We start from the raw sequence: 15473 nt of genomic DNA, 5'->3' as shown, positions 1-15473 counted from the left end.
CACGTAAGCGCCCGTTGCCGGGCGCACGGATTACAGCTTCTTCGCTTTCTCGATGGCTTCTTCGATGCCGCCGACCATGTAGAACGCCTGCTCGGGCAGGTGATCGTAGTCGCCGTTGAGGATGCCTTTGAAGCCAGCGATGGTGTCCTTCAGGGAGACGTATTTGCCCGGCGAGCCGGTGAATACTTCAGCCACGAAGAACGGCTGGGACAGGAAGCGCTGGATCTTACGAGCACGGGCCACCAGCAGCTTGTCGGACTCGGACAGTTCGTCCATGCCGAGGATCGCGATGATGTCCTTCAGCTCCTTGTAGCGCTGCAGAACGTACTGCACGCCACGAGCGGTGTCGTAGTGATCCTGGCCGATGACCAGCGGGTCCAGCTGACGGGAAGTCGAGTCCAGCGGATCAACTGCCGGGTAGATACCCAGCGAGGCGATGTCACGGGACAGTACGACGGTGGCGTCCAAGTGGGCGAAGGTGGTCGCCGGGCTCGGGTCGGTCAGGTCGTCCGCGGGAACGTAGACGGCCTGGATCGAGGTGATCGAGCCTTTCTTGGTGGAGGTGATGCGCTCTTGCAGAACGCCCATCTCTTCGGCCAGGGTCGGCTGGTAACCTACTGCGGACGGCATACGGCCCAGCAGTGCGGATACTTCGGTACCGGCGAGGGTGTAACGGTAGATGTTGTCGATGAACAGCAGTACGTCACGGCCTTCGTCACGGAACTTCTCGGCCATGGTCAGGCCGGTCAGTGCAACGCGCAGACGGTTGCCCGGCGGCTCGTTCATCTGGCCGTATACCAGGGCTACCTTGTCCAGTACGCCGGAATCCTTCATCTCGTGGTAGAAGTCGTTACCCTCACGAGTACGCTCACCCACACCAGCGAACACAGAGTAACCGCTGTGCTCCATGGCGATGTTACGGATCAGTTCCATCATGTTTACGGTCTTGCCTACACCGGCGCCACCGAACAGACCGACTTTACCGCCCTTGGCGAACGGGCAAACCAGGTCGATAACCTTGATGCCGGTTTCGAGCAGGTCGTTGCCGCCTGCCTGGTCAGCGTAGGACGGAGCGTCGCGGTGGATACCCCAACGCTCTTCTTCGCCGATGGGGCCGGCTTCGTCGATCGGGTTGCCCAGCACGTCCATGATACGGCCCAGGGTCTTGGTGCCGACCGGGACGGAGATGGCTGCGCCGGTGCTTTCCACGTTCAGGCCACGCTTGAGGCCTTCGGTGGAACCCATCGCAATGGAACGAACCACGCCGTCGCCCAGCTGCTGCTGAACTTCCAGGGTGGTTTCGACGCCCTGAACTTTCAGGGCCTCGTAGATGCTCGGCACGGCATCGCGCGGGAATTCCACGTCGATCACGGCGCCGATGATTTGAACGATACGTCCGCTACTCATGTCTGGTTCCTCTGAATTTTGAACCTGTTCTTACACCGCGGCAGCGCCGCCGACGATTTCCGAGATTTCCTGGGTGATCGCCGCCTGACGTGCCTTGTTGTAGATCAGTTGCAGACCACTGATCAGATCACCGGCGTTGTCGGTAGCGTTCTTCATTGCAATCATCCGGGCCGCCTGCTCACAGGCGTTGTTCTCAACCACGGCCTGGTACACCTGGGATTCCACGTAGCGCACCAGCAGGCCGTCGAGGAGGGCCTTGGCGTCGGGTTCGTAGAGGTAGTCCCAGTGGTGCTTCAGCTCGGCATTGTCCTCGGCCACCAGCGGAATCAGCTGTTCCACGGTCGGCTTCTGGGTCATGGTGTTGACGAACTTGTTGGAAACCACGTACAGGCGATCGATACGACCTTCCAGGTAGGCATCCAGCATGACCTTGACGCTGCCGATCAGATCATTGATCGACGGCTCTTCGCCCAGGTGGCTGATAGCTGCAACTACGTTGCCGCCATAGCTCTTGAAGAAGGATGCACCCTTGGAGCCGATCACGCAGAGGTCAATCTCCGCGCCACGATCGCGCTGCCCGCTCATGTCCTTGACGAGAGCCTTGAACAGGTTGATGTTCAGGCCGCCAGCCAGGCCACGGTCGGAGCTCACCACGATGTAGCCGACGCGCTTGACTTCACGCTCGACCATGAACGGGTGACGGTATTCCGGGTTGGCGTTGGCCAGATGGCCGATCACCTGGCGAATGCGCTCCGCGTAGGGACGGCCGGCCGCCATGCGCATTTGTGCCTTGCGCATCTTGCTCACCGCCACCTTTTCCATGGCATTGGTGATTTTTTGCGTGCTTTTGATGCTCGCAATCTTGCTGCGAATCTCTTTTGCGCCTGCCATTTCACACCTATCGGTTTAGCAGGCGGGGGCCGTTAACGACCCCCGCTGCGGCTTACCAGGTTTGGGTGGCCTTGAACTTCTCGATGCCGGCCTTGATGCCTGCGTCGATTTCGTCGTTGAAGTCACCCTTCTCGTTGATCTTCGCCAGCAGAGCGGCGTTCTCACGTTGGAAGTAGGCGATCAGCGCTTGTTCGAAGGCGCCCACCTTGGCGATCTCGACGTCCTGCAGGAAGCCACGCTCGGCGGCATACAGGGACAGCGACATCTCGGCGATGGACATCGGCGCGTATTGCTTCTGCTTCATCAGCTCGGTAACGCGCTGACCATGTTCCAGCTGCTTGCGGGTCGCGTCGTCCAGGTCCGAAGCGAACTGGGCGAAGGCCGCCAGTTCACGGTACTGGGCCAGCGCGGTACGGATACCGCCGGACAGCTTCTTGATGATCTTGGTCTGGGCCGCGCCACCTACACGGGATACCGAGATACCGGCGTTGACGGCCGGACGGATACCCGAGTTGAACATGGCCGATTCCAGGAAGATCTGACCGTCGGTGATGGAAATCACGTTGGTCGGAACGAATGCGGAAACGTCGCCAGCCTGGGTTTCGATGATCGGCAGGGCGGTCAGAGAACCGGTCTTGCCTTTCACTTCGCCGTTGGTGAACTTCTCTACGTACTCTTCGGAAACGCGGGAAGCGCGCTCCAGCAGACGGCTGTGGAGATAGAACACGTCGCCCGGGTAAGCTTCGCGGCCCGGCGGACGGCGCAGCAGCAGGGAGATCTGGCGGTAGGCTACGGCCTGCTTGGACAGGTCATCGTACACGATCAGGGCATCTTCACCGCGGTCGCGGAAGAATTCGCCCATGGTGCAACCGGAGTACGGAGCCAGGTATTGCAGAGCTGCGGATTCCGAAGCACTGGCAACGACCACGATGGTGTTGGCCAGGGCGCCGTTTTCTTCCAGCTTGCGAACGACGTTGGCGATGGTCGATTGCTTCTGACCAATGGCTACGTAGACGCAACGGATGCCGCTGTTCTTCTGGTTGATGATGGCGTCGATGGCCAGAGCGGTTTTACCGATCTGACGGTCACCGATGATCAGCTCGCGCTGGCCACGGCCAACCGGGATCATGGCGTCGACCGACTTGTAACCGGTCTGAACCGGCTGGTCTACCGACTTACGCCAGATCACGCCCGGTGCCACTTTCTCGACGGCGTCGGTCAGTTTGGCATCGATCGGGCCTTTGCCATCGATCGGGTTACCCAGGGCGTCGACAACGCGACCCAGCAGTTCCGGACCAACCGGTACTTCCAGGATGCGGCCGGTGCACTTGGCATTCATGCCTTCTTTGAGGTCCTGGTATTCACCCAGTACCACAGCACCAACGGAGTCTTGCTCCAGGTTCAGCGCCATACCGTAGACGCCGCCCGGGAATTCGATCATCTCGCCGTACATGACGTCGGCCAGACCGAAGATGCGCACGATGCCATCGGAAACACTGACGATGGTGCCTTCGTTGCGCGCTTGCGAGGCGACGTCGAGTTTCTCGATGCGCCCCTTGATGATTTCACTAATTTCGGAAGGATTGAGTTGCTGCATGCCGCTGCCCCTTCAAACTCAAGATTTCAACGCTTCGGCCAGTTTCGCGATTTTGCCGCGCACCGAGCCATCGATTACCAAGTCACCGGCGCGAATTACCACGCCGCCGATCAGGCTCGCGTCTTCCGACGCATGAAGTCGCACTTCGCGACTGAGCCGGGCGCTGAGAGCCTTGGCGAGTTTGTCCTGCTGTTGCTGGTCCAAGGCGAAGGCACTGGTGACCTCGACCTCGACCAATTTTTCCTGCTCGGCCTTGAGTTGCTCGAACATCACGAAGATGGTCGGCAGCAGGTCGAGCCGCTTGTTTTCAGCCACAGTCCGGACGAAGTTCTGGGCCGGAGCATTGAGCTTGTCGCCACACACGTCGATCAGCGCGTCAGCCTTGGCGGCTGCGGTCAGCTGGGGCTCCTTGAGCAGCTGGCGCACGGTGTCGTCCTGCGACACTGCAGCCAGCACACCCAGAGCAGCAGACCAATCGGCCAATTGCTGATGAGCCTGGGCGTACTCGAAAGCCGCCTTCGCGTATGGACGAGCCAATGTGGTCAGTTCTGCCATATCGCCCTCTGCTTAGATCTCGGCGGCCAGTTGATCAACCAGCTGCTTTTGCGCATTGGCATCGATCGAAGCTCCCAGGATCTTCTCGGCGCCGGAGACAGCCAGGGCACCCACTTGGGCACGCAGGGCGTCTTTGACGCTGTTGAGTTCCTGTTCGATCTGGGCTTTGGCCTGGGCGATCATGCGATCACCTTCGGCACGGGCCTGATCACGGGCTTCGTCAACGATCTGGTTAGCGCTCTTCTTCGCCTGCTCGATGATTTCGGCTGCCTGAGCCTTGGCTTCGCGCAGTTGCTGACCCGCTTTCTCGTGGGCCAGTTCCAGGTCACGAGCCGCGCGGTTGGCAGCGTCCAGGCCGTCGGCAATCTTCTTCTGACGCTCGTGCAGAGCCGCGATGACCGGAGGCCATACGAACTTCATGCAGAACAGGACGAAGATGGCGAACGCGATGGCCTGGCCGATCAGAGTTGCATTAATGTTCACGCCAATACCTCGCTCGTTCGTTGTTCAGTCACAGATTTCCGCGTTGCGGAAATTACTGGGCAACCTGAGCAATGAACGGGTTAGCGAAGGTGAAGAACAGAGCGATACCAACGCCGATCATGGTCACGGCGTCGAGCAGGCCGGCGACGATGAACATTTTGACCTGCAGCATCGGAACCATTTCCGGCTGACGAGCAGCGCCTTCCAGGAACTTGCCGCCCAGCAGGCCGAAGCCGATGGCGGTACCCAGAGCGCCCAGACCGATCAGCAGAGCAACGGCGATAGCAGTGAGTCCAACTACAGTTTCCATTTTTCCTCCCGACTTTTTTGTCGTGTTGGTTAAAGGTTGAAGCAAGTTAAGGTGGTGAAGCTCTTCTTACGCCCACTCCCGCAGGGGAATGGGCGCATAGAATCTTTGGATCAGTGGCTGTCTTCGTGAGCCATCGACAGATAGACGATGGTCAGCATCATGAAGATGAAGGCCTGCAGGGTGATGATCAGGATGTGGAACACGGCCCACGCCCAGTTCAGCACGACGCCCATGCCGCCCAGCCAGAGGATGCCGGAACCGAACATCACGGCGATCAGGATGAAGATCAGCTCGCCGGCGTACATGTTGCCGAACAGACGCAGTGCCAGGGATACCGGCTTGGCGATCAGGGTCACAAACTCCAGCAGGAAGTTCACGGGGATCAGGATGATCTGAACCACCATGTTGCTGCTGTGGAACGGGTGCAGGGTCAGTTCGCCGAGGAAGCCGCCGATGCCCTTGACCTTGATGCTGTAGAAGATGATCAGCGCGAAGACCGCGATCGACATGCCGAAGGTGGCGTTCGGATCGGTGGTGGCTACGGCGCGGAAGAACAGGTGCTCGTTGCCGGTCACCGCCTGGGCCGCGAGCGGCAGGAAGTCCACGGGCACCAGGTCGATCAGGTTCATCAGGAAAATCCAGACGAACACGGTCAGCGCCAGCGGTGCGATGAGCGGGTTACGGCCGTGGAAGGTGTCCTTCACGCTGCCGTCGACGAACTCCACGAGAACTTCGACGAAGTTCTGCAGGCCGCCAGGTTGACCGCTGGTGGCCTTCTTGGCTGCCATGCGGAAGATAAGGATGAACACCAGGCCGAGGAATACGGACCAGCCCAGGGTATCAACGTGGAATGCCCAGAAGCCCATTTCCTTGGCTTGTTCGGCGGTGTGGGCGAACCCCCAGGAACCATCCGGCAGACGACCCAGAGTCAGGTTCTGCAAGTGGTGCTGGATGTAACCCGAAGCGCTTTCTGCTGCCATGTTTGCCTCAATCGCTCTAAGGTCTTGTAAATGTGTTTCGCATCAGCAGGGGTGCAAACCAGCTGACCGCGAGGGTCAGCAGGTAGAGGCCGAACAGCGCCAGGGGCGCCAGCGGCTTCACACCTGCGAACGTCAGTGCGAAGAGCACTGCCGTCAGAATCAGTTTTCCCGCCTCACCGGCATAAAAGGACCGGACTATCAGCTGGGCAGAACGCGCACCGCTGTAGCGGAACGCCTTGCGAGCAAAGTACAGATTCGGCAACCACGCAATCAGGCCCCCGAGCAATCCGGAATAGCCTGCGACCGATCCCTGTGCAAACCACAGGGTTGCTGCACCGATAAGCAGCACCACCAGTTGGACGAGCAACAGGCTGAACGCCGGTTGACGATGGAAGGGCAAACGATTGGGCTTGCGGGGTTCCATCTGAGCTCACAGTCCTCTGGCGTCGGCTTCACAAATCAACAACTTGGCATACTTTGTGCCGACAAAATTGCGCGCAGAGTATAGGGGGCGCCGCATACCCATTCAACCGTCAGGTAGTGATTTCCGACGACCCCTACATGCTACGTTCGTATCAACGTATGTGCGCGAGAACGCCCTGGAGCTCATCGAGGGAGTTGTAGCGGATCACCAACTGCCCTTTGCCCTTCTGCCCATGGCGAATCTGCACCGGAGCGCCCAGGCGCTCGGCCAGGCGCTGTTCCAGGCGGCTGATGTCCGGGTCGGTCCTGACCGCTTTGACAGGTTCCTCGGAGGTGTTCAGCCACTGGCGCACTAGTGCTTCGGTCTGACGCACGGTGAAGCCTCGTGCGACAACATGTCGCGCACCTTCGACCTGACGATTCTCGGGCAATCCGAGCAGGGCGCGGGCGTGGCCCATTTCAAGATCTCCGTGGGAGAGCAGGGTCTTGATCTCTTCCGGCAGGGCGATCAGGCGCAGCAGGTTGGCCACGGTCACGCGGGATTTGCCGACGGAGTCGGCGACCTGTTGCTGGGTCAGCTGGAATTCCTGCTGCAGGCGCTGCAGCGCGGCAGCTTCCTCGATGGGGTTGAGGTCCTCGCGCTGGATGTTCTCGATCAGCGCCATGGCGATGGCGGCTTCGTCCGGCACTTCGCGGACCATGGCCGGGATCTTGTCCAGGCCGGCCTGCTGGCTGGCGCGCCAGCGGCGTTCACCGGCGATGATCTCGTAGCGACCCTTGTCGATCGGGCGAACCACGATCGGCTGCATCACGCCCTGGACCTTGATCGACTGGGCGAGTTCTTCCAGGGCCTGCGGGTCCATGTCGCGACGGGGCTGGTACTTGCCACGCTGGATCAGGTCCAGCGGCAGGTGTTGCAGCTCCTTGCTGTCCACCTGAACGGCTTCTTCCTGCAGCGTAGCGGCGCTGGAGCCACTGAGCAGGGCGTCCAGCCCGCGTCCGAGACCTCGTTTCTTGGCGGCCATGCGGGTTCCTTAATCTCTTAGGCGGGGGCGGTGGTGCGGGCGGCGCGCTGACGGCGCACCAGCTCGCCGGCCAGCGCCAGGTAGGCGAGGGCACCGCGGGATTGCTTGTCGTAGACCAGCGCCGGCATGCCGAAGCTGGGTGCCTCGGCCAGCCGCACGTTGCGCGGGATCACGGTGGTGTAGAGCTTGTCGCCGAAGTGTTCCTGCAACTGCGCGCTGACGTCGTTGGTCAGGCTGATGCGCGGGTCGTACATGGTGCGCAGCAGGCCTTCGATCTTCAGCGCCGGGTTCAGTCGCTCGGCGATGCGCTGGATGCTGTTCATCAGGTCGGTCAAACCCTCCAGTGCGTAGTACTCGCACTGCATCGGGATGATCACGCCGTCCGAAGCGGACAGGGCGTTGACCGTCAGCATCGACAGCGACGGCGGGCAGTCGATGAGGATGAAGTCGTAGTTCTCGCGGATCGGCGCCAGCGCGTGGCGCAGGCGATGTTCCTTCATGTCCATTTCCAGCAGCACCACTTCCGCCGCGGTGAGGTCGCGGTTGGCGGGTAGCAGCTGGTAGCCGCCGTGCTCGGAGAACTGCATGGCCTGGGCCAGGTCGCATTCGCCGGTGAGCACGTCGTAGATGGAATGGTCCAGGGACAACTTATCCACACCGCTGCCGGTGGTGGCATTGCCCTGTGGATCAAGATCGATCAGCAGCACGCGGCGCTTGGTGGCGACCAGCGATGCCGCGAGGTTGATACAGGTCGTGGTCTTGCCGACGCCGCCCTTCTGGTTGGCGATCGCGAATACCTTAGCCATGGTTTTCCCCACTCCCCGTCATGCAGTGCGGCGCAGTATCAGCAGATGGCGCTGGCCTTGGCAACCCGGCACCGCCAGAGCACGTTCGGCTTCGACCCGGAAATCTTCCGGGAGTGCCGCGAGCTCGTCGCTGGGGTGCACGCCTTTCATGGCCAGCCAGTTGGTCTGGGTGTCCCCCAGGTGGCGCGTCCAGTTGGTGAAGTCTTCGAGACTACTGAACGCCCGGGAGACGATGCCGTTGAACGGCTGCTCGGGCTGGAAGGCTTCGACCCGGCTGTGGATAACCTGCAGGTTGTCGAGCTTGAGCTCCAGCTTCACCTGGGTGAGGAAGCGGGTCTTCTTGCCGTTGCTATCCAACAGAGTCAGGAACTTGCCGGGGAACAGGATGGCCAGCGGAATGCCGGGCATGCCGCCGCCGCTGCCGACGTCCAGCCAGCGTTCGCCGCCGGCGGCTTCGAACGATGGGACGATACTCAGGCTGTCGAGCAGGTGGCGGGAGACCATTTCATCCACATCGCGCACGGCGGTGAGGTTGTAGGCCTTGTTCCACTTGGCCAGCAGGGCCAGGTAATCCAGCAGTCGCTGTTGGGTAGCGGCGTCGATATCCAGGCCAAGCGTCTGGATGCCACGCGCGAGTTCTTCGGCGTGGCGGGCGGTGACCAGGGACATCAGGCGCTCTGCTCCAGCTGACGACCGGAGGAACGCTTCTTCAGGTGGATCAGCAACAGGGAGATGGCCGCCGGGGTGACGCCCGGGATGCGCCCGGCCTGACCGAGGGTTTCCGGTCGGGCGTTACCCAGCTTGAGCTGGATCTCCTTGGAGAGCCCGGAAATGGACTGGTAGTCGATATCCACAGGCAGACGAGTGTCTTCGCTGGCGCGCAAGCGAGCGATCTCTTCCTGTTGGCGATCGATGTAACCCGCGTACTTGGTGCGGATCTCCACCTGTTCGGCGACTTGCGGGTCATCCGCGCTTACGCCAGTCACTTCGGCCAGGCTGACGTAGTCGATTTCCGGACGGGCCAGCAGGTTCAGCAGATTGTATTCGTGGGCCAGCGGAGTGCCGAAGCGCTCGGCGATGGCGTCGCCCTGCGGTGTATTGGGGCGGACCCAGGTGCTCTTCAGCCGCTGCTCCTCGCGTTCGATGCCTTCACGCTTGGCTTCGAAGGCCGCCCAGCGCTCGTCGTCGATCAGACCCAGTTCGCGGCCTTTCTCGGTCAGGCGCAGGTCCGCGTTGTCCTCGCGCAGGATCAACCGGTATTCGGCACGCGAGGTGAACATGCGGTACGGCTCCTGGGTGCCGAGAGTAATCAGGTCGTCGACCAGCACGCCGATGTAGGCCTCGTCGCGACGCGGGCACCAGCTTTCACGACCTTGCGAACGCAGTGCGGCGTTGGCGCCGGCGAGCAGGCCCTGAGCGCCGGCTTCTTCGTAACCGGTGGTGCCGTTGATCTGGCCAGCGAAGAAAAGGCCGCCGATCACCTTGGTCTCCAGGCTGTACTTCAGATCGCGCGGGTCGAAGTAGTCGTACTCGATGGCGTAGCCCGGGCGAACGATGTGCGCGTTCTCCATGCCGCGGATCGAGCGGACGATATCCAGTTGCACATCGAAGGGCAGCGACGTGGAAATACCGTTCGGGTACAGCTCATGTGTCGTCAGACCTTCCGGTTCGAGGAAGACCTGATGGCTGTCCTTGTCGGCGAAGCGATGGATCTTATCTTCGATCGACGGGCAGTAGCGCGGCCCGACGCCTTCGATCACGCCAGAGTACATGGGCGAGCGATCGAGGTTGGACGCGATGATCTCATGGGTACGCGCGTTGGTATGGGTGATCCAGCAGCTGACCTGGCGCGGGTGCATTTCCTTGTTGCCCAGGAAGGACATCACCGGGATCGGCGTATCGCCGGGCTGCTCGGTCATTACGCTGAAATCGACACTGCGGCCGTCGATGCGCGGCGGGGTGCCGGTCTTCAGGCGACCGACACGCAGCGGCAGCTCGCGCAGGCGTCGGGCCAGGGCGATCGAGGGCGGATCACCGGCACGGCCACCGGAGTAGTTCTCCAGGCCGATGTGGATAAGTCCGCCGAGGAAAGTGCCGGCAGTGAGAACGACGTTATCGGCATGGAATTTCAGACCCATCTGGGTCACTACGCCGCGCACCTGATCCTGTTCGACGATCAGGTCATCACAGGCCTGCTGGAATATCCACAGGTTCGACTGGTTCTCCAGGATCTCGCGCACGGCGGCCTTGTAGAGAACACGGTCTGCCTGGGCGCGAGTCGCACGGACTGCCGGGCCTTTGCGGCTGTTCAACACGCGGAACTGGATGCCGCCTTTATCGGTGGCCAGTGCCATGGCACCACCCAGCGCATCGATTTCCTTTACCAGATGGCTTTTGCCGATCCCACCGATGGCGGGGTTGCAGCTCATCTGGCCAAGGGTTTCCACATTGTGGGTGAGCAGCAGCGTCTTCACGCCCATGCGTGCAGCCGCTAGTGCGGCCTCTGTGCCGGCATGGCCGCCGCCGATCACGATCACGTCAAAACGGGAAGGGAAATCCACCACGCACCTCGTGCCTGTTGATCAAGGAGAAAGAAGAGAGCCGGACAGTATAGGGGGTAAGGGCTTTCGATTGAAGGCACCTGAACAAAAAATAGCCAACGGATACTGTTCGCCTCTATAGAAAATAAAAGAGAGGAACTTCTTTAAATCTTTTTAGAGCTTGTGTTTATGTATGGTGAAGCAGTTTTCTGTGGATAACCACTTGTAGGCCAGATATGGCTTACGTTTCAGCGCCTAACAACCCTGTGTCGATTCTGTACGGTGGCAGGGGATCCCCCGTGTTCAGCCTGTGGATTAATGGGGTTGTTATCAACAGGCGCATTTATCCACTGGATGATGCAGGGTTTGTTAACGCAGCTGTACGCGACTTTTCCACAAGGCTCAGGGAGCCCTGTGGAGTTCGCAATTTCTGCTCTGAAGGCCACGTATGACGGGCCTCCTGAAGAGTTTCTGGTTGTGGATAGGTCTTCAGGGGAGAGAAATGCCGGACAGCAGAAGACGCGATGACGAGTAGACCCGTCATCGGCAGGGAAAGCGGAGTTGTGGATTACTTGCCAATGCAGAAGCTTGAGAAGATACGTCCCAGCAGGTCGTCCGGCGTGAAGGCGCCGGTAATCTCGCCCAGGGCTTGCTGAGCCTGACGCAGGTCTTCGGCCAGCAGTTCGCCTGCGCCGCTCAGGGTGAGCTGTGCGCGGCCGTGCTCAAGGCTGTCTCCCGCCTGTCGCAGAGCTTCAAGGTGGCGCCGGCGAGCGCTGAAGCTGCTCTCCGCGGTCTGTTCGAAGCCCATGCAGGCCTTCAAGTGCTCGCGTAGGAGGTCCAAGCCATGGCCCGAGCGGGCGGACAGGGTGATGGTGACGTGGCCGTCGGCGCTTTCTTCGAGCCCGATGTGTTCTGTGGATAAATCCGCCTTGTTGCGGATCAGGGTCACATGCGTCGGGTCTGGTCGGCTGTCGAGGAACTCCGGCCACAGTGCAAAGGGGTCGTTGGCTTCCGGTGCGGTGGAGTCGACCACCAGGAGAACCCGGTCGGCCTCGTTGATGGCCTTCAGCGCGCGCTCTACGCCGATCTTTTCCACATGGTCGTCGGTACTGCGCAGGCCGGCGGTATCGATGATGTGCAGTGGCATGCCGTCGATGTGGATATGTTCGCGCAGCACGTCGCGTGTGGTGCCGGCAATGTCAGTGACGATGGCGGCTTCACGCCCGGCGAGGGCGTTCAGCAGGCTGGATTTTCCGGCGTTGGGACGCCCGGCAATAACCACGGTCATGCCGTCGCGCAGCAGTGCACCCTGGCCGGCTTCGCGCAGTACCGAAGCCAGTTCGGCGCGTACTGCATCCAGTTGCGAGAGGACATGGCCATCGGCGAGGAAGTCGATTTCTTCTTCCGGGAAGTCGATGGCGGCCTCGACGTACATGCGCAGGCCGATCAGTTGGTCGGTAAGGCTGTGCACGCGGCGGGAGAACTCGCCTTGCAGGGAGCGCACGGCATTGCGTGCAGCTTGCGCGGAGCTGGCCTCGATAAGGTCGGCGATGGCTTCGGCCTGGGCCAGGTCGAGCTTGTCGTTGAGGAAGGCGCGTTCGCTGAACTCGCCGGGGCGGGCCTGGCGTGCGCCCAGTTCCAGACAGCGCTGCAGGAGCATGTCCATCACCACTGGGCCGCCGTGCCCTTGCAGTTCGAGTACGTCTTCGCCGGTGAAGGAGTTCGGGCCCGGGAAGTAGAGCAGCAGGCCTTCGTCGATGACATCGCCGTCATCGGCGTGGAACGGCCCATAGTGGGCGTAGCGCGGTTGTGGCTCGCGACCGCTCAGGGTGATGGCCATGGCCCGCGCACGGGGGCCGGAGACGCGGACGATGCCCACTCCACCACGGCCCTGGGCAGTGGCGACGGCGGCGATGGTTTCACGGGCTGCATTCATGTCGGCGGTCTCGCGGTTGTTGTCGTGGCTCGCGGGCAGGCAAGTTATCCACATAGCAAAACGCCCCACGAGGGGGCGTCTTGTCGATCGGTGTCAGGCTGCGATATCAGGCAGAAGCCTTCTTCGCGGCAGCCTCGATCCGACGGGTAATGTACCACTGCTGTGCGATGGACAGGCAGTTGTTCACAACCCAGTACAGAACCAGACCGGCTGGGAACCACAGGAAGAAGAAGGTGAAGATGATCGGCATCAGCTTCATCACCTTGGCCTGCATGGGGTCCGGCGGTGTCGGGTTGAGCATCTGCTGAACCAGCATGGTGGCGCCCATGATGATCGGCAGGATGAAGAACGGATCCTTCACCGACAGGTCGACGATCCAGCCCAGCCACGGAGCCTGGCGCATCTCGACGCTTTCCAGCAGAACCCAGTACAGGGAGAGGAAGACCGGCATCTGCACCAGGATCGGCAGGCAGCCGCCCAGCGGATTGATCTTCTCTTTCTTGTACAGCTCCATCATCGCCTGGGACATCTTCTGGCGATCGTCGCCATGCTGTTCCTTCAGTGCAGCCAGTTTCGGCGACACGGCGCGCATGCGGGCCATGGAGCGGTAGCTGGCGGCGGACAGCGGGAAGAAAGCCAGTTTGATGACAATGGTCAGGAAGATGATCGACCAGCCCCAGTTACCCACCAGGTTGTGGATATGTTGCAGCAGCCAGAAGATCGGTTGGGCGATGAACCACAGCGGGCCGTAGTCGACGGTCAGTTCCAGACCCGGGGACAGTTCCTTCAGGTATGCCTGCAGTTTCGGGCCGGCATACAGGGTCATGCTGGTTTCGCCCTTGGCGCCGGGAGCGACGGTCAGGTTGGGACCGGTGTAGCCGACGATGTAATTGCCCTGGGCGTCCTTGCGGGTCATCACGCTGTGGGTATCGCCCTTGGCGGGAACCCAGGCGGTGACGAAGTAGTGCTGCAGCCAGGCTACCCAACCACCCTGGACGGTTTCCTTGAACTGCTCCTTGTCCATGTCCTTCATGGACACTTTCACGTAGGGCTTTTCAGGGGTCCAGACCGCAGCGCCGAGGTAGGTCGATACGCCGGTAGCGGTGGTGGAGGACGGGTCGACGCTGGCGTCACGCTTGAGCTGGGCGAACAGCGAGGCGTTCCACGGTTTGTCGCTCTGGTTGTCGATCAGGTAGCTCACGCCGACCTGATAGGCATTGGGATTGATGCACTCCAGCTTCTTCTGCGCTTTTTCCTTCTCGGTGCAGTCGTTTTTCAGGCCGCGGTGGAAGGTGAAGCGCTTGATGTAGCTGACGCCGTCCTGTGCATAAGTCAGGTCGACGACCATCTGGTCCTGGCCGTCGGCCAGTTCGTAGACGGGTTTAGCCGAGGCGTAGAGCGGACGACCACCGGCAGCGGCATCCGGACCGTTGGCTCCGGTCAGGCCACTCTGGGCCAGGTAGGTGCGCTGGTTGTCACGCTCGAACAGCGGGAACGGCACGTCCGGGCGGTCCTGGCGCAGCGGGTACTGGGTCAGGCCGAGCCTGATCACGTCGCCGCCGCGCGGGTCGATGGTCAGGTCCAGGACATCGGTCTTCACGCGGATCAGCTGTTCGCTGACTGCCGCCGGCTTCTGCTCGTTGGGCAGGCTGGCCTGGGCGTTCTGCGTGGTGGGTACGTCGGCATTGGCCGCGTTGCCGGCAGGCACGGAAGTGTCTGGCAGGCCTTCAGTCTGATTGAAGGTCGCGGTCTGTGCCGGCAGTTCGGGCTGGCCGTAGTCCTTGTTCCACTGGAGAACCAGCGCATAGGACACGATTGCCAGGGCGACGAATAGGATTGAACGTTTGATGTCCATGGTTACTCGGCCGTCGAGGAAGGGGCGGGCTTGGAAGGATCTGGCGGTACCGGATCGTAGCCACCGGGATGCCAGGGGTGGCAGCGGCCGAGGCGACGAGCGGCCAGCCAGCCACCACGCAGGAAGCCATGGGTTTCAATGGCCTCCTGCGCGTAGCAGGAACAGCTGGGGTAGAAACGACAGTGCCTGCCCATCATGGGACTGATGGCGTAGCGGTAAAACTGGATCAGTAACAGCGCCAGTCTACGCATGGGAACTGTCGGCCACTCCCGGAGATTCTGTCGAAGGTTCCGGGCTGGGCCGGTTGCGCAATAGACGCTTCCAGAGTTTGCCGAACTGCTGGTGCAGCTCTTCATTCTCCAGATCGCCGAGGCCCTTGCGCGCGATCACCACGATATCCAGGCCAGCCAGCTTCTGCTGGTTATGGCGGAAGGATTCACGGAGAAGGCGTTTGAGGCGGTTGCGCTCGACGGCGAGCTTGACGTTCTTCTTACCGATCACCAGGCCCAGGCGGGGATGATCGAGACCGTTTTCGCGCGCCAGCAGCAGGATGTGCTTGCCGGGAACCTTGGAGGTGGGGGAGTCGAAGACTGCAGTGAATTGCCGGGCTGTCAGAAGACGCTTATCCCGGCTGAAATCTCGACTCACCACCTGTGTCAGACAAA

Annotated in this window: 16 protein-coding genes; all 16 read right to left on the bottom strand. The window is 61.2% G+C overall.

The window, feature by feature from the left end; all coding sequences use genetic code 11:
• Positions 1 to 30: 30 nt before the first annotated feature.
• Positions 31 to 1407, bottom strand: a complete 1377-nt coding sequence (atpD, locus tag AC2T4A_RS04805) for a F0F1 ATP synthase subunit beta (protein WP_045213787.1) — start codon at positions 1405 to 1407, stop codon at positions 31 to 33.
• A gap of 30 nt (positions 1408 to 1437) precedes the next feature.
• Positions 1438 to 2298 carry a F0F1 ATP synthase subunit gamma gene (gene atpG, locus AC2T4A_RS04800; RefSeq protein ID WP_017518839.1) on the bottom strand — a complete coding sequence of 287 codons (861 nt, stop codon included), beginning with the start codon at positions 2296 to 2298 and terminating at the stop codon, positions 1438 to 1440.
• A gap of 52 nt (positions 2299 to 2350) precedes the next feature.
• Positions 2351 to 3895 (bottom strand): F0F1 ATP synthase subunit alpha, encoded by a 1545-nt coding sequence (gene atpA / locus AC2T4A_RS04795; RefSeq protein ID WP_045213785.1) that lies wholly within the window; start codon positions 3893 to 3895, stop codon positions 2351 to 2353.
• Positions 3896 to 3913: 18 nt separating this feature from the next.
• Positions 3914 to 4450 carry a F0F1 ATP synthase subunit delta gene (locus tag AC2T4A_RS04790; protein WP_024765001.1) on the bottom strand — a complete coding sequence of 179 codons (537 nt, stop codon included), beginning with the start codon at positions 4448 to 4450 and terminating at the stop codon, positions 3914 to 3916.
• 12 nt (positions 4451 to 4462) lie between these two features.
• Positions 4463 to 4933, bottom strand: coding sequence for a F0F1 ATP synthase subunit B (locus AC2T4A_RS04785; RefSeq protein WP_017518842.1), 471 nt, complete (start codon positions 4931 to 4933; stop codon positions 4463 to 4465).
• 52 nt (positions 4934 to 4985) lie between these two features.
• Positions 4986 to 5243 carry a F0F1 ATP synthase subunit C gene (gene atpE / locus AC2T4A_RS04780; protein ID WP_003457994.1) on the bottom strand — a complete coding sequence of 86 codons (258 nt, stop codon included), beginning with the start codon at positions 5241 to 5243 and terminating at the stop codon, positions 4986 to 4988.
• 110 nt (positions 5244 to 5353) lie between these two features.
• A complete protein-coding gene (atpB, locus tag AC2T4A_RS04775) occupies positions 5354 to 6223 on the bottom strand; it encodes a F0F1 ATP synthase subunit A (protein WP_017518843.1) in 870 nt (289 codons plus the stop codon).
• Between the two features lie 16 nt (positions 6224 to 6239).
• Positions 6240 to 6647: a F0F1 ATP synthase subunit I gene (locus tag AC2T4A_RS04770; RefSeq protein ID WP_416744145.1), complete on the bottom strand. Its 408-nt coding sequence runs from the start codon at positions 6645 to 6647 to the stop codon at positions 6240 to 6242.
• Positions 6648 to 6798: 151 nt separating this feature from the next.
• Positions 6799 to 7671 carry a ParB/RepB/Spo0J family partition protein gene (locus AC2T4A_RS04765; protein ID WP_486742835.1) on the bottom strand — a complete coding sequence of 291 codons (873 nt, stop codon included), beginning with the start codon at positions 7669 to 7671 and terminating at the stop codon, positions 6799 to 6801.
• Positions 7672 to 7688: 17 nt separating this feature from the next.
• Positions 7689 to 8477 carry a ParA family protein gene (locus AC2T4A_RS04760; protein WP_024765005.1) on the bottom strand — a complete coding sequence of 263 codons (789 nt, stop codon included), beginning with the start codon at positions 8475 to 8477 and terminating at the stop codon, positions 7689 to 7691.
• An 18-nt stretch (positions 8478 to 8495) separates the two neighbouring features.
• A complete protein-coding gene (rsmG, locus tag AC2T4A_RS04755; protein WP_486742834.1) occupies positions 8496 to 9146 on the bottom strand; it encodes a 16S rRNA (guanine(527)-N(7))-methyltransferase RsmG in 651 nt (216 codons plus the stop codon).
• Positions 9146 to 11038 carry a tRNA uridine-5-carboxymethylaminomethyl(34) synthesis enzyme MnmG gene (gene mnmG / locus AC2T4A_RS04750; RefSeq protein ID WP_486742833.1) on the bottom strand — a complete coding sequence of 631 codons (1893 nt, stop codon included), beginning with the start codon at positions 11036 to 11038 and terminating at the stop codon, positions 9146 to 9148. Before mnmG ends, rsmG begins: the two co-directional genes overlap by 1 nt.
• A 547-nt stretch (positions 11039 to 11585) precedes the next feature.
• Positions 11586 to 12953 (bottom strand): tRNA uridine-5-carboxymethylaminomethyl(34) synthesis GTPase MnmE, encoded by a 1368-nt coding sequence (gene mnmE, locus AC2T4A_RS04745; protein WP_486742832.1) that lies wholly within the window; start codon positions 12951 to 12953, stop codon positions 11586 to 11588.
• Positions 12954 to 13059: 106 nt separating this feature from the next.
• Positions 13060 to 14808: a membrane protein insertase YidC gene (yidC, locus tag AC2T4A_RS04740; RefSeq protein WP_486742831.1), complete on the bottom strand. Its 1749-nt coding sequence runs from the start codon at positions 14806 to 14808 to the stop codon at positions 13060 to 13062.
• Between the two features lie 2 nt (positions 14809 to 14810).
• Positions 14811 to 15059 carry a membrane protein insertion efficiency factor YidD gene (gene yidD, locus AC2T4A_RS04735; RefSeq protein WP_015479779.1) on the bottom strand — a complete coding sequence of 83 codons (249 nt, stop codon included), beginning with the start codon at positions 15057 to 15059 and terminating at the stop codon, positions 14811 to 14813.
• Positions 15052 to 15459, bottom strand: a complete 408-nt coding sequence (rnpA, locus tag AC2T4A_RS04730) for a ribonuclease P protein component (protein WP_026079029.1) — start codon at positions 15457 to 15459, stop codon at positions 15052 to 15054. Before rnpA ends, yidD begins: the two co-directional genes overlap by 8 nt.
• Between the last annotated feature and the right edge of the window lie 14 nt (positions 15460 to 15473).

The organism is Pseudomonas sp. PVC-3-1, assembly GCF_057444315.1.
The sequence above is the reverse complement of the archived record's forward strand: the minus strand, read 5'-3'. Positions and strand labels throughout refer to the sequence as shown.